Source organism: Shewanella sp. 4t3-1-2LB (genome assembly GCF_017368415.1).
Taxonomy (GTDB): Bacteria; Pseudomonadota; Gammaproteobacteria; order Enterobacterales; family Shewanellaceae; genus Shewanella; species Shewanella fodinae.
This window is the reverse complement of the sequence record NZ_JAFNJD010000009.1, coordinates 36,823-52,922: the sequence shown is the minus strand read 5'-3', so window position 1 is coordinate 52,922 and position 16,100 is coordinate 36,823. Positions and strand designations below refer to the sequence as shown.

Annotated in this window: 9 protein-coding genes; 1 reads left to right on the top strand and 8 read right to left on the bottom strand. The window is 50.2% G+C overall.

Translation table 11 applies throughout. The annotated features are described in order from the left end of the window. Positions 1-334: 334 nt before the first annotated feature. Positions 335-1,234: a LysR family transcriptional regulator gene (locus tag J3L11_RS05365; RefSeq protein ID WP_207570377.1), complete on the bottom strand. Its 900-nt coding sequence runs from the start codon at positions 1,232-1,234 to the stop codon at positions 335-337. 94 nt (positions 1,235-1,328) lie between these two features. On the opposite strand from J3L11_RS05365, the gene J3L11_RS05360 reads away from it, so the two are divergent. After that, the gene (locus J3L11_RS05360; protein ID WP_207570376.1) at positions 1,329-2,255 is read left to right on the top strand and encodes a DMT family transporter; all 927 of its coding nucleotides are present in this window, start codon (positions 1,329-1,331) and stop codon (positions 2,253-2,255) included. 230 nt (positions 2,256-2,485) lie between these two features. Here J3L11_RS05360 and J3L11_RS05355 read toward each other — a convergent pair whose 3' ends face one another. The 7 genes from J3L11_RS05355 to J3L11_RS05325 form a co-directional block, all read right to left on the bottom strand. Then, the gene (locus tag J3L11_RS05355) at positions 2,486-4,534 is read right to left on the bottom strand and encodes a TonB-dependent receptor (RefSeq protein ID WP_242695107.1); all 2,049 of its coding nucleotides are present in this window, start codon (positions 4,532-4,534) and stop codon (positions 2,486-2,488) included. A 398-nt stretch (positions 4,535-4,932) separates the two neighbouring features. After that, entirely contained in the window at positions 4,933-6,723 is a 1,791-nt protein-coding gene (locus J3L11_RS05350) for a long-chain fatty acid--CoA ligase (protein WP_207570375.1), read from the bottom strand. Between the two features lie 143 nt (positions 6,724-6,866). Beyond that, the gene (locus tag J3L11_RS05345; protein WP_133038277.1) at positions 6,867-7,748 is read right to left on the bottom strand and encodes a transglutaminase family protein; all 882 of its coding nucleotides are present in this window, start codon (positions 7,746-7,748) and stop codon (positions 6,867-6,869) included. After that, positions 7,745-10,309: a circularly permuted type 2 ATP-grasp protein gene (locus J3L11_RS05340; RefSeq protein WP_207570374.1), complete on the bottom strand. Its 2,565-nt coding sequence runs from the start codon at positions 10,307-10,309 to the stop codon at positions 7,745-7,747. Before J3L11_RS05340 ends, J3L11_RS05345 begins: the two co-directional genes overlap by 4 nt. 31 nt (positions 10,310-10,340) lie before the next feature. After that, entirely contained in the window at positions 10,341-13,676 is a 3,336-nt protein-coding gene (locus tag J3L11_RS05335; RefSeq protein ID WP_207570373.1) for a transglutaminase family protein, read from the bottom strand. Continuing rightward, entirely contained in the window at positions 13,673-14,617 is a 945-nt protein-coding gene (locus J3L11_RS05330; protein WP_133038280.1) for an alpha-E domain-containing protein, read from the bottom strand. Before J3L11_RS05330 ends, J3L11_RS05335 begins: the two co-directional genes overlap by 4 nt. Before the next feature lie 2 nt (positions 14,618-14,619). Beyond that, positions 14,620-16,074, bottom strand: a complete 1,455-nt coding sequence (locus J3L11_RS05325) for a circularly permuted type 2 ATP-grasp protein (protein WP_207570372.1) — start codon at positions 16,072-16,074, stop codon at positions 14,620-14,622. Between the last annotated feature and the right edge of the window lie 26 nt (positions 16,075-16,100).

Below are 16,100 nucleotides of genomic sequence, written 5' to 3'. Positions count from 1 at the left end.
TTTTGATTTCGCAACAAACTCAAGGAGCTACTGCATATTCCCTGAATATGTTACCTATGATTTCGCTAATATACTGACGCTTTTCTGTTTTCCAGTCATAGTGGACTAAGGTCGTAGTGGCGTCCGTCGGCGGATTATGCTGTTACCAAAGGTCTTGCTGAAATTCAGCCAATTGCTGGCATAACACATCGGAGCTAATGAGATGCTGCGCAAAATAGCATACTGGAGCGGCCAGCCATCGCACAATGCTGTCTATTACCGCAAACCCAACTCATATAACTAAGGTAGGAGCTAATTTTCACTAAAACTTCTCAACCCTATCGGGAAAACGAGATCAATCCACCATTGTCGCAAAGCGCTGCAGCACATATTCGACAAACATCCTGACCCGCAGCGGTAGGTTATTACGGTCGCGATATAACATCATCAGTGTGCGCTCTTTGCTATGCCAGTCCGGTAACACACGCTGTATTTCACCTGCGGCAATCATTGGTAAGGCCGCGTAATCAGGGAGGTAGCCAATACCCAGTCCGGTTTTCACGGCATGAGCTAATAAGCCCACTTCATCCACCTCTAAACGCACCATCTTCTGGGGATGATAGTCAAATGCCTGTCCGTTGGTCTGATGTTCCAAATGCCAAGGGATCATCGGTCGGCACAGAATAATCGGGTGACCACAGAGTTGTGTGGGAGTAGTAATGGTACTGATATCGTAATCCGCCGGGGCACACAGAATAAAACGCATATGTTTCAGCGGCCTAGCAATCCAATTTTCGACAATGGGACTGCCGACACGAAATACTACATCCATGCCTTCGGCTTCGATATCAATCAACGAGTTGGAAAGATTCATGTCTAGCTGGATCTTTGGATAATGCTTGAGAAAATCGTAGAAAATGACCCGCAGAAAGTAAGAGCCAGAATTGATAGGTGCCGAGATCCGGATCTTGCCGCTGGGACGATGTTTATCTCGATGCAGATCTTCGTCGATATCCAGCAACTCCTCGAACAAGGCACTGCAGCGTTGATAATACTGTGCACCGGTGCTGGTTAGTACCACCCGATGCGCATCACGGTTAAGCAATCGCAGTTGCAGGTCGCTTTCGAGCTGACGAATACGGCGACTGAGAGTAGATAACGGTATGGCAAGTTGCTCTGCCGCCGCCGTAAAACTGCCCAAGCGCGCGACGGTGCAAAAGCAACGTAAATCATCCAGTGAATAGTTAGATTTCATTTTTGGAATTTGAAGTCTTATTTTTGCCTGTTTATCCAATTAATGAAATCAATACACTAGCCTGACGGTTTTCACAAGTTCTTTGGAGTAGGCGATGAAGTCAGACTCTGTACTCAAGGCGATTGCGCTATTGATTTTATGTGCGTTCTTTTGGGGAAGCTGTTTTCCCATCGGCAAGCATGCATTACATGAGGTGCATGCGCTGACACTCGTGCTATGGCGTTTTATATTAGCGGCAATCTGTTTGGCGATTTATCTGCAATTCACCCGCAGCGATAAACCCAACTTGACGGTTATGCAATGGAGCTGGGTGGTTATTGTCAGCGCTATCGGTATCGGCGGACTTAATCTCGGCTTATTTACCGGATTAACCCTTACCAACGCCACAAATGGTTCGTTGATTATGGCATTAAGCCCGTTAACCACGTCGCTAATTGCCTGTATCGCATTGCGGCGCTTGCCGACGTTTGCGCAGGTAATAAGTTTGCTAGTCTGTCTCTCCGGCGTACTAATAGTGATCACTAATGGCAATCTTGCCAGTCTTTTGCACATGCAACTGAACCAAGGTGACCAAATGATTTTCTGTGGCATGTTGGCCTGGAGCCTGTACACCTATTTCAGTCAAGGGATTAGTCGTTGGCTGGCCATCATCCCTTATACACTGATTGGGATGATCTGTGGCGCGCTGGTGATTGGCACTATGATAATATTCAACCCCGAAGTTAAGCCCTTAACTGAGCTCACCAGCGCCTCAACAGTGGTGATCAGCGAAGTTCTCTATGTAGCTATTTTTGGCACGGTTGCTGGCTACCTGTTGTGGATTAATGGGGTACGCCGTTTAGGCTCAGCCACAGCATCCGTGTTTTTCAACTTTGTGCCGATCTTTGCCGTGCTCACCGCCTTCTTGATGGGACAACCGGTGACACAACTGCAACTATTAGGGATTGCCGTAGTCATTGCTGGCTTGCTGTTGCCGCGTCTAAAGCTGCCGAAACGTACACCGCAACCCTGTAATTCATAGCACCGCTGGGGTTGCAGCAATACGCTTTAGCCGCTGCGACGACTTTGTACTTGGACTACGCTGAAGAGAGCAGGGCAGTGCTTTGAAAATAGTGTCATAAAAATAGGCATCTTCACGATGCCTATTTTTATATCTTGCTTAATCGTTATTAACGATAGATATCGTCGCTAGATTTTTTTATTTAGCAGTAAATTCATCTTATCAACTAAATATAAACGGCTCACTATTAGCTAAAATGAATAAGTCACTGATATCCCCATATTACGAGGGTCGGCAACAGAGGCATATCCGGTAGGATAGCGGCCATCAGGTGCAGTGCGACTCATCACTGCCAATTCATCAAAGGCGTTGTTCACAAATGCGGTAACTTGCCAATCTGCCGATTTATAGCTGGCTTGCACACGTACCAGTGTATAATCACCGGCTTTGTTACCCTCGGTATTGGTAAAGTCGCCATAGTATTCGCCAACATAGTTAGCAGATACACCAGCGCTAAACTCATTGGTTAGCCAATAAGTGAAGCCAAGATTGCCAGTAAATTTAGGTGCATTATTTAACTCATTGCCGTTGGCCGTTTGATACTCTGCGCCAGCATCTTTAATCTCACTATGCAATACCCCAATGCCTGCATTCATCTGCAAGGCATTGGTTAGATCAGCATTGATGCCCAGTTCAGCACCATAGGTCACCACATCATCCATGTTGGTGATGTAACGGCTTGAGTTAAGTGATTGAAAGCCATCGTAATCGTTGTAGAACAGGTTCGCGGTCAGAAACAGATCGCCATCCAGCAAGGCACTACGGCTACTGAGTTCATAGGTCATCACCTTCTCTTCGTCGTAGTAATAGTAATCTTGTGCGGTAAAGTTCAGCGCACCACCGCCCGCGTTGTAGCCTTTGCGAGCACTCAACGCCAACGTCGTCGCGTCAGTGATGGCATATTGCAGCTCCAACTTTGGCAGGAAAATATTGGTGTCTTTATCAAGATTGGCGTCGATAGCGCCATAGATAAAGTGACGCGTTTGCGACTCGCGCTCTAAGCGAGCACCAGTTAACAAACTCAGTTTATCGGTGAGGGTGAAAGTCACTTCACCATAAGCTGCCAAAGAATCACTCGAGTCGTCACCGTTATAGGCGGTTGAGCCAATACTGAGAATGTCATGCTCGCGTTTGAAATAATCTAAGCCCACAAAACCAAAAGCAGCATCGCCACGTCGATTGAAAGATAACTTAGCATCCACGGTGTAGTTGTCTTCATCAAAGCTAAGCACTTGTTTTTCCGCTTCGGTTTCATCGTAGCTATCAAAGCCCCAGTGATAGTCCATGTAAGCAGTCAACACTTCCAAGCGCAGATCGTCGCTAAATTCGTAATCAGTTGTTAGACTGGTGGTTTTCACGCGGGTTTTAATGTCGCGAAAGTAGATACGATTGAACTGCGACAGGTCATCCGCCTTGTAAAAGATACGGCCCACATCGCCCTTTTCATCGCTATCGGAATAGCTCAACAACATCGATAGTTTATCGGTTGGTGTCCACTTTAGTTTGGTGCGCACATGGGTGGCTTTCACTTTATCCAGGTCATAATCCGGCGGATTACCTTGATAACCGCTATCGTCGGTAATGGTATTGCCATTGAGTTGTTGCGCACTCACTCTGAACGACAAAGTATCAGTCACCAACGGCCCTGACAGCGCCACTGATGTATCAACGTAACTATCTTCATTGCGATAACCTACGCGTGCCGCACCATGCCAGTCTTCAGTCGGATCTTTGGTTTTGATATAGATCGCTCCAGCCATACTGTTACGGCCGTTGCTGGTAGATTGTGGGCCACGGTAGATCTCCATCTGCTCCATATCCCACAAGCCCATATCGCCACTATTATCCGCGACAAAAGGCTGCGCCACCCCATCGACAAGGATCGATACGCGCCCTTTAGCACCACCAGAAATGGAGTTAAATCCGCCCGCTGAACCGTTACCACTGACACCGCGAATATCAGGCAATGAGCCAGCAACTGCGACCACGTTAGGAATTTCAGATACTGCTTCTGTCACTGATTTGTATTCAGTACTGTTCAGTATCTCTTCTGACAATACCGCGACAGATGAACTGGTTTCTTTGAGTGATTTAGGCGCTTTCTCACCAATCACAACGATTTTTTCAATCGATTTTACATCGGTAATCGCCGCATCATCCGCCAAAGCACATTGGCTAATAAAGACGGCAGATACCGCCATAGCAAGCGGCAGTTTTTGGTATTGCTGGGGTTTTATCATCAGTTCCAACCTATCTGTTTTGATCTATTTAAGCCTGTTCCAACCAAACAGCAGCAGAAATGGACTACTGAATACCACCATGCAGGAAAGACTTATTTATATTTAAATCAATTTGTTAAATGACATTTATCATTAAACGGCCAATTAAGGTTGGAAGGTACTTTAGCCTTTATACACAAAAATGCAAATGAGTTTGATTCTCATTTGTGATCATATACACAGATAATCAGCAAATTACGTCGCCATTTACATTTGCCCTTCAGTATTCCCCTGAATCACAGCATCCACCAGCTTAAACCAGCAAGTAACTAGCGAACCGAGGTCGATAGGAAAGCTACTGGCTCGCTTCAATCATAAAAAAAGGCTGCCAAGCAGCCTTTTTTCAAATCACCCAGAGATTAATGACCATACATGGCATTAATTTCATTGGCATATCTATGGTAAATCATCTTACGCCGCAGTTTCAGCGTTGGAGTAATCAACCCGGCTTCCATAGAGAAGGCTTCAGGGAGCAAGGTAAACTTCTTGATCTGCTCGAACCCTGCCAAACCTTGCTGTAGTTGTTTCAGGCGCTCGTCAAAATGCGCCAGCACCTGAGAATGGCGGATCAATTCCACCGGTGACTCATAACTCAGCCCTTTTTGTTTTGCCCAGGCTTCTAACGCTTCAAACGCTGGCACGATCAGCGCAGTCACATAGTTTCTGGCATCAGCGATAATGGCCACTTGTTCAATGAAGGGGCAGCAACCTACTTTGCCTTCAACCCGTTGTGGTGCAATGTACTTACCGTTAGAGGTTTTCATCAGTTCTTTCAAACGGTCAGTAATAAATAGATTGCCGTTGGCGTCCAACTGCCCGACATCACCGGTTTTCAGCCAGCCATCTTCAAATACTTCGGCGGTATCCTGCGGCCGGTTAAAGTAACCGCGCATCACAGTATCACCACGCACTAGGATTTCATTGTCGGTGCCTAAGCGTACTTCTACTTCATCCAGCGGTTTACCGTTAGCGCCAGGCACCCGGTTATCTGGACTACAGCAAGCTACTGTCGCCGTGGTTTCAGTCATGCCATAGCCCACCAGCAACGGCACATTAATGGCGGCAAAGAAGGCACTGACATGTGGGTCCAATGCCGCGCCACCACAAGGCATGTACTTAATATTGCCCCCCAGTGCTTGATGTAACTTGCTGTACACCAAGCGGTTTGCCAGTAACCACTGCGCTTTCAGCCACAAACTGCCTTTAGCTCGTCCCTGGGATGCTTCAAATTGCCGTTGACCCACCGCTAGTGCCCAAGCAAATAACTTACGACTGAACGCTGGCGCTTTGGAAAGTTTGTCCTGCACCGCACTGTAGACTTTTTCAAGAAACCTTGGCACCACGCACACGGTATCGGGTTTTACGGCAACTAAGGCTTCTTTTACTTTATGGGTATCGGACAAATAGACATTACGGCCACCTTGACTGAGCACATAAAAACTCCAGCCACGCTCGTAAACATGACTCAAGGGCAGAAAGACTAAAGATACCTGATCACGCTTAAATGGCACTCGTTTATGGTGTTGCCGCATCGCCGAAGCAATATTACGTTGATCCAGCATTACTCCTTTCGGGTCGCCGGTAGTGCCAGAGGTATAGATCAACGTCATCAGGTCATCCAGTTGGCTCTGTGCCAACCGTTGTTGCAACTCTGGGTGTGGTTGTCCAGCCTCTTCGCTGATCATCTTATCCAGGTAGAAATGGCTAAAAGATATCAGTTCAACGCTATTATCGAACACAATCAACTGCTGCAAGCTTGGACACAACTGCTGCAGCTTGCAGGCCAAATGATACTGTTCATTATTGGCCACACACAGCACTTTGGCGCCTGCGTCACGGATGATATACGCCGCCTGTTCCAAGGTAGATGTGGGATAGATGGGCACCAATACGCCACGCGCCTTGATAGTCGCCACGTCAATACATGTCCACTGTGGACAGTTGTTAGACAGAATAGCAACCCGATCCTGCACCTCTAGACCGCTATCAATCAGCGCTGCCGCCAGTTGATCGGTGATATTTTTGAATTGAATCCAGCTGACCTTATCCCACGGAGCTGCTGTTTCAAAGCCTTCCAGGGCAATTTTATCCTGTTGTGTCTGCACCTGTTGGTCCAGCAACCTGATAATCTGATACTGCTCAAGAGACATGTTGTAACTTACCTTTTAGCTTACAGCTGTTTCGCTTTTGGCTATTCTAACTCAAGCGCAAGGCAAGCATAAATACTTTTGCTGCAATATCAGACTATCGTCCCATGGCAGCAAACGATTACAGTAGCTTAATTGAGGATACGTCAGAGACGTTGCACATCCACTGAAACATTGAGTTTCTGGCTGTCACCACCATCAAAAATAACCCCTTGCAGTGGTGAGACATCGGCATAATCACGGCCCCAGGCGGTGATGATATGCTGACCATTGGGCATCAGGTCGTTAGTGGGATCGAATTCCACCCAGCCTAACTCAGGCACAAAGATGGCAAACCAAGCATGGGAAGCGTCGGCTCCCACCAGCTTTTCTTGTCCTGGTGGCGGTAAGGTTTCCAGATAGCCACTGATATAACGTGCGGGTAAACCCACTGAGCGAATACAGGAAATCGCAAAATGGGCAAAGTCCTGGCACACGCCACGCCTCTCTTCTAACACCTGTTCCGCTGGGGTGCTGATGCTGGTGGCAGTGGCATCAAAAGTGAATTCTTGAAAAATTTTATGGGTGAAATCCAACGCAGCCTGCAATACCGATACCTCATCGGCAAAGGTATCCGCGGCATACGCCGCCAGCTTGGCAGAACGGTGAATATGGGTGGAATCCAGTAGATATTCTTTCACCATGCGCAGTTCAGGTGTATCCGCATAGGCCAGCATCTGTCGCAATTCGCCGCAGGTCGGTACCTGCAGACTCAGTTGATTAGGCAAATCCTGTTCATCAATATCGAAAATACTCTCCACTTCAATGGCGAGCTTTTTATGAGCTTCCTGGATGGAAAAATAGTAGGTTTCGTTACCGAAATAATCTTCCCCGGCGCTGTGATAGATAGGCGTCGGGCTGACCTTGATATTCCGGCTGAGACAACGCTGTTTCGGTGTATCTCTAGGCAAAAGATGGGTCATGTTGTAGCACAGCGTTACCGGCGCTACGTACAGATATTCGGTCAGATGTCGTACCCGGTATCTCATAGCTCGGCCTTCCATTTGGCTTTAATCAGCTGTTGTGGGCCCGCCGTGTGATCAAAGTATTTATCACTGAGCAACGAGGTAAACTGCTCCAATTGTTCAATAATCTGGCTCATCAGCTGTTGCAGGCTAGCACGACTGCGATGCCGGTGATCAACATGCGCCAACTGCGCCAGATCTGCCAGTTGAATATCGTTCAATGACTTGATGATCAGCCGATTTTCCGGCGACAATCCCGAGGTCATGCTTTCGTTGCGCGGCAACTCATTGAGATATTTACGCAATTGATTGACCTGATAGATCAGCGACCGGGGATTGGATAGATCTATCATCAATAAATCCAACCCGAACTCGATGCGGGTGCCGGTACGATAACGGCGGCGGAAGGAGATCAACGCTTCCACACTCAACAGTAGTGATTCCAGGATCAACTGCTGCTGCATCCCCGGTAACGGTTTACCCAACGTGGCCTTCAGCAGCGTTGCAGTCAGCAATGCCCGCTCGGTACGGCGGCCGATTTCCTGGAACATCCAATCCATGCCTCGCAGCATGCTTTCATTATTCAGGCCGGATAGCGCCAGCAAAGTGGTGACCAGACCGTCTAGTGATTCTTCTGGCACCGATGGCAAGCCATGGGTATAAGCGCGGTCGACCTCATGAATATGGTCACGCAGTTCGTTGAGAATAATGCGGGTATCGGCCGACAACATCTCTTTGACCTGCTCGCCACAGGCCAACATCGCTTGCAAGTTAGCCTTAATTGACCCGGCACGTTCATGATCCGTGACCAACGCTGCCAGTTCATCATTGGGATGTTCCAGCAATTCTTCGTTTTCAGTAAATCCCGGCAGGCACCCCGTTACTTGTGATAGCGCCTGCAGCAAGATATTGCGGCTTTCCGGCGGTAGTGGTTCCACACCGTTGAGCTGCTTAAAGATGGTGCGCATCAAACGCAGGCTCACTTCTGCCCGCTCGGCGTACCGACCAAACCAGAACAGGTTTTCAATTACCCGGCTCGGCAGATTGGTGACCTGCGCTTCATCACGCGGGAATTCTGTTACCGCAGATTGTTCTACCTCTGGTTTGTCACTCAAGATCCAGGTGTCTTTACTGCGCGAACCCGATAACTTAGTGACAATCACTTCGGCGGTAGATTCTGCCACCCGGCTAAGGCCACCAGGCATCACGCTGTAACCATTTTTCGTCGCCACGGTAAAGGTGCGCAAAATCCCCGTGCGCCCCTCCAGCCGTTGCTCGTGCCAGATAGGCGCTTGTGAACCTGGGATATAACACTGTGCCACATAACCCGCTGGATTTTTGGCCAACATTGCCAAGGTTTCCGCCCGCGCTTTGGCATCAAGACTGTGGCCGTAAATACTTCTGCTGGCAAAACTGCGATAAGTGGGTTTGATGATCAGTTGATCCAGATGATTGACAACATAGTCGTAATCCTGTGGATTACCACACCACCAGGTGCGTACCGATGGCAGTTGTAATGATTGCCCCAAGAGGAACTGGCAGATATCCGGCAAAAACGCCAACAACTCCGGCGCTTCCAGCACCCCGCTACCCAATGGATTGGCTAGCACCACATTGCCGTTACGCGCCACTTCCAACAACCCGGGAACCCCGAGCATGGAGTCAGCGCGTAGCTCCGCCTGGTCACAGAAAGAGTCATCCAGCCGCCGCAAAATAACATCCACTGGCGACAAGCCATTAAGGGATTTCATCCACACCTTGCCGTTACGCACAGTCAGATCACCGCCTTGCACCAGCGGATATCCCAAATGGTTGGCAAGATAGGCATGTTCAAAATAAGTGCTGCTGTAAGCACCTGGCGTGAGCACCACCACCCGCGGGTTATCGGTTTTATGGCTTACTAATCCCGCAAGGGTTTGCCTTAGTGTCTGGAAAAAAGCGGAGAGCCGTAACACATTGCTGTCGCGAAATAATCCCGGCATCACCCGTGACACTACTGTGCGATTTTCCAGCGCATAGCCACTACCGCTGGGGGATTGGGTGCGATCGCCTATCGCCACAAACTGACCATTTTCACCGCGAACTAAATCTACAGCGTGCAATATCAATGCGTTAGCACCAGGCAAACGCATGCCATGACACTGACGTAAAAAACCCGGGTCGGCAAAGACTATTTCTGACGGCACAATCCCTTGCTTCAGCAACTGTTGTTCGCCGTATAAATCGCGGTAGATAAGTTCGAACAGTGTCGAACGCTGTGCCAGCCCTTGTTCAACAAACGCCCATTCAGCACTGCTAATCACATTAGGGATGATGTCCAGCGACCAGACACTGGGTGACAAGGGATCATTATTCAGGTCATAGGTCGCGCCGTCATCTCGCAGAATGCGCTGCGCCCGGCGATAACGGTCATCCATGCCATCCGTGCCTAACCGACCAATGTGCTCCAGTAGTTGCAGCCAATGAGCACGAGGCTGCCGTCCTTCATCAAAGGCTTCGTCAAAGGCCCCAGCAGGCTTGACGTAGGGCGCATTGGGCACCGGTTGAGTTTCCGGTGCCGAGTTATTGGCTAAAGGCGAACGCATCAGTTAATGGCTTACTCCGGCAAATTGGCGCCTAGTATACTTTCTTTCTGAGATCTAATGTATGGGGGTATTCATGACTGATTTCCTCCATGGGCGGTGCCATTGGTCGCGGTACTTGTTCATTCACATAAAAATGGCGTATAGCATTAAATTCCGGCGGCGGTATCAATGGCCCCTGGGTAAAACCTTGCTCCTGGAACCGGTTAACGCGACGCGCTTCCGCTTCGTTACTGTTGACTGGCACGCTGGCAAAGTTGCGGCCGCCTGGGTGACTGACGTAATAGGTACAACCGCCTATCGACATGCCATTCCAGCTATCAATCAAGTCGAACACCAACGGCGCATCAACCCCTAATGTGGGATGCAGCGCTGAGGGTGGCGACCAGGCGCGATACCGCACCGCACCAATCATTTCGCCTTTGGTGCCAGTCGCACTTAACGGCACCCGGCGACCATTACAGGTGAGAATGTGTCGACCATCGGTTATACCGCTGAGTCGCACCTGCAACCGCTCCACGGAAGAGTCCACATAACGTGCGGTACCTGAGTGAGTCACTTCTTCCCCCAGTACGTGCCAAGGCTCGATGGCCCAGCGCAGCTCCAGCTGAATATCATCCAACTGCTGGCGGCCATAATGCGGGAAACGAAACTCTTCAAAAGGTGCCAGCCATTCCAGTTTGAACGGATAGCCGTGCCGTTGCAGGTCATCCACCACTGACTTGATGTCCTGCCAGACGTAGTAAGGCAGCATAAAACGGTCATGCAGTTCAGTGCCCCAACGGATCAACGGCTTGTTGTAGGGCTTCTTCCAAAAACGCGCCACTAAGCAACGCAGTAATAACATCTGCACCAGCGACATACGGGCATGCGGCGGCATTTCAAAGCCACGAAACTCCAGTAATCCCTGACGACCACTAGCGGTGCCGGCGGCGTAAAGCTTGTCAATGCAAAACTCAGAACGATGGGTGTTACCGGTAATATCCACCAGCAGATTGCGCATCAGACGATCAATCAGCCACGGCTGTGCCACCAAGCCATCCGGCATGTTGGCAAAGGCGATTTCCAGTTCATACAACGACTCTTCACGGCCTTCATCCACTCGAGGCGCCTGACTGGTGGGACCGATGAACATCCCAGAAAACAGGTAGGACAAGCCGGGATGGTGCTGCCAGTAAGTCACTAAACTGCGCAGCAGATCGGGTCGCCGTAACATCGGGCTATCCGCAGGCGTCAAACCGCCTAAGGTGACGTGATTGCCGCCACCCGTGCCGGTATGGCGACCATCCAACATGAATTTCTCGGAGCCCAGACGGGACAGATAAGCCTGCTCGTACAAGGTTTCGGTATTGTGTACCAACTCATCCCAACTGCTGGCAGGGTGAATATTGACCTCAATTACCCCTGGGTCTGGGGTGATCAGGAATTTCTGTATCCGATAGTCTTTCGGTGGCTCATATCCTTCAATCACCACAGGCAGTTGTTGCTGGCTGGCGACCGCCTCAATAGCACTTATTAGAGCTACGTAGTGCTCTAAATAATTCAGTGGCGGTAAGAATAGATGCAAGCGCCCATCGCGCACTTCCAGACAAATAGCGGTGCGCACCACAGGTTTAACAATTCTTAACGGTGGTTGTGGCGTTTGCCCGGTCTGCTGCGCAGCAATACTCGGGCTGTCACCACTCACGTCAAATGTTGCCAGCGGTTCCCTTGGTTCAAACGGATCGCGTTCAGCGTCCAGCTCCTCTTCGCTCATTGGCGGTAAGGAACCCAGTGGCAAACGAAATCCCATTGGGCTGTCGCCGGGGATTAAGGTAATCACCTCCGCCCGTAGTGGCCACAAACTGCTCTGCCACAAATAGCCGTCAAACATTACCGGCAGCACAAAGCCGGTGGGATTTTCCAACCCGTGAGTCAGCAGTTTTGCCAGACGACGCCGTTCCAGATCATCTTGCAGATTGGCCTTACGCGGGTTAGCTGCATCTGGCAGATTGCGCTCCAACCAAAGGTAGTACAAGGTGTCTTCAAACGCTGGCTGTAAATACTTGGCTGAGAGCCCTAACTCACCGCATAAGGCGTTACCAAAACGTCGTGCTTCGGTCTCAGTAAAACCATAATTTTTGTCGACCCGCGCCAACCATTGTGGATCATGCCACAGCGCTTCGCCGTCAGTACGCCAGAAACATCCCAGCGCCCAGCGCGGTAACTCTTCGCCGGGATACCACTTGCCCTGCCCATAATGCAACAAGCCGTTGCTACCAAATTTGGCTTTCATGCGTAGCAGCAGGTCTTTAGCCAGCCGCAACTTGTCGGCACCGAGAGCTTCGGTATTCCACTGCGCGGAATCCATATCATCAATGGAGACAAAGGTGGGTTCGCCGCCCATCGTCAGCCGCACATCGCCCTGTTGCAGCTCCTGATCCACCGCGCGGCCCAGCGCCTTGATGTTTTCCCAAACATCATCGCTATAAGGCTTGGTAACTCGCGGATCTTCATGAATGCGGGTCACCACGTTGGTATAGCTGAAGTTGACTTCACACTTGTCGGTATAACCGGTAATCGGTGCTGCAGAGATGGGCTCCGCAGTACACGCCAGCGGGATATGGCCTTCACCGGCTAACAGGCCACTGGTGGGATCTAGGCCAACCCAGCCAGCGCCAGGCAGATACACCTCACACCAGGCATGCAAGTCGGTAAAGTCGTGATCGGTACCCGACGGGCCATCCAGCGCCTTCACATCGGCCACTAGCTGCACCAGATAACCAGAAGCAAAACGAGCCGCCAACCCGAGCCGACGCAGGATCTGCACCAGCAGCCAGGCAGTGTCACGACAGGAACCTTTTTTCAGCGTCAGCGTTTCCTGGCACGTTTGAATTCCGGGTTCGAGCCGAATGCCATAGCCAATGTCCTGTGCCAACCGGCTGTTAAGTTCCACCAAAAACCCTACAATCGCCTGGTCTTTGCCATCAATGCTTGCCATCCAGGCTTCCAGTTCCGGGCAATCTTCAACGGTTTTCAGATAAGGCGCCAGTTCCTCTTGCAGTACCGGCTCATAGTTAAAAGGGTAAGTTTCGGCGTACTCTTCGATGAAGAAATCAAAAGGGTTAATCACCGTCATATCGGCAATCACTTCCACCGCAAACTGCAACTTGCGCGTTTTTTCTGGGAATACCAAGCGCGCCTGCCAGTTGCCAAACGGATCCTGTTGCCAGTTGATGAAGTGCTGCTCAGGAGTGACTTTCAGCGAATAGCCATGAATATGAGTGCGCGAGTGCGGCGCGGGCCGCAACCGCAGTATATGCGGCGATACTTTAACATCCCGGTCAAACTTGTAAGTAGTGGTGTGCTGGATGGCGATGCGAATGGTCATGCGGCATCCTCTTGGCGAAAGTGAAACCAGTTTTCTGTGATCTGATGATGCAACGCAATCATCCCCAGTTGCACCTCATTGAGATAGTCACTGAACTGTTGATTGAGATCTTCCGACTTTTCCACTCCTTGCGTGAGTTGCAGCAACTTGTCGACATTAGCCGCGATAATGCCAAAGCGAGGCAAGGTGGCAGCAGCGATTTTTATCTGCTCCAGACAATAGCGCTGCGAACGGGGAAAACAGGGGTCGGTCAGCATGAATGTCACCACCGCGGCGCCCGTAATGGAACAGCGCATGGTGCGGCGAAAACTCAAATAAGCGCTCTGAGATTTTAGCACTTTGGACCAGACGACCTGTCCCAGACGCACATCTTCCTCTTCCTGCGAGTGCAGCATTTGGAAATTAGCGGCATCCAGAATACGGGTGTTCATATCGGCCCGTTCCAGAAAACGCCCCATCATGATGAAGTGCCAGCCCGCGTGACGGTCCATGGTGCCGGTCAACAGGCCAATGATCTTCTGGCAACCTTCAATGATGGTGTTGAGATAAGCATGACGCACCGAACGGTTGATCCCTTGCTTGATATTGTGCTGCGCATAGAGATCTAACTCGTTGATCAGTTCCCACATTTCGCCCGGCACCACATCGCGGGTGGTACGGATATTCTCCCGCACCATTTTCAGTGATGACAACAACGAACCAGGGTTAGTGTCATCGGCCAGCAGGAACTTCAGCACATTGTGTTCATCCTTGACCTTGTAGCGCTGATCAAACTGTTCCACGCCACTGTTGATCTCCACCAGATTGTACCAAGACACCGCAATATCACGCGGCAAGTCATACATGAGGTCATCATAGACACTGACCAGACGGGCAATATTTTCCACTCGCTCCAAATAACGCGCACTCCAGTAAAGGCGCTCGGCAACCCGTGACAACATGTTCAGTCTCCTTTTGTCCCAACAATCCAGGTGTCTTTACTGCCACCGCCTTGGGAAGAGTTGACCACCAGCGAGCCTTTTTTCATCGCTACCCGGGTCAAACCACCAGTGGTGACGTAAGTGTCCTTGCTTTGCAAAATGAATGGCCGCAGATCCAGATGGCGCGGTTCCAGCACATCTTTACCTATTAACGTCGGTGCAGTTGACAGTTTGAGTGTCGGCTGGGCGATATAGTTACGCGGGTTGGCCTTGATCAGTTCCGCAAAGGTTTGTTGCTCTTTTTTAGTGGAATGCGGCCCCACCAGCATGCCATAACCACCGGACTCGTTGGCCGGTTTCACTACCAGCTTGTCGAGGTTTGCCAGCACATATTCACGTTCATCATCCCGATCACACAGGAAGGTTTTCACATTGGGCAGAATGGGTTCTTCGTTGAGGTAATAACGGATCAGTGCAGGAACGTAGGCATAGACCACTTTATCATCAGCAACACCTGCACCAGGTGCATTCGCCAGAGCTACATTGCCCGCTTTCCAGGCCCGCATCAATCCCGGCACCCCCAAAACAGACTCGGGATTAAAGGCTTCTGGATCAATAAACAAGTCATCAATACGCCGATAAATCACATCCACCCGTTCTGGGCCGTAGATGGTTTTCATGTAGACACAATCATCACTACCCACAAACAGATCTGAGCCTTCTACCAGCTCTACCCCCATCTGCTGCGCTAAAAACGCATGTTCAAAATAGGCGGAGTTATAAATGCCTGGCGTTAACACTACGATTTCTGGACGAGCGACCTTGCGCGGAGACAGCGCCGCCAGGGTATCGAACAGCTGTGATGGATAAGAGCCTATGGGTTGAATGTCATCATTTTCAAAGAGTTCCGGCAACACCCGTTTGGTAATTGCCCGGTTTTCCAACATATAAGACACCCCAGAAGGCACCCGCAAATTGTCTTCCAGAACATAAAACTTGCCATCGGCATCGCGCACCAAATCGGTGCCGCAAATATGCGCCCACACCCCATAAGCGGGCGAAACCCCAACACATTCTGGCCGGAAGTTTTTTGACTCTTTGATAATATGCTCGGGGATAATGCCGTCTTTGATACAGTGTTGTTCGTGGTACAGGTCATCAATAAAGCGGTTGAGGGCGGTCAGCCGTTGTTTCAGGCCCGCTTCGGTCACCGCCCAATCTTTAGCCTCAATGGTGCGCGGAATAATGTCGAACGGCCAGGCACGATCAATATTGCCTTCCTCGGTATAGACGGTAAAACTGATGCCCATCTCTTGGATGGTGGCTTCCGCCGTCAGCCGGCGTTTCTCCAGTTCGTCGGCAGAGAGGGAATCCAGATATTTGAGCAATTGTTTGGCGGGCGGACGGGGGTTTCCGGTGTGGTCGATCAGCTCATCAAAAAAATCGCCGGAATCATAATTTTTTATAAGTCGATCCATAACAAGCAACGCCCCCTCATAATTAT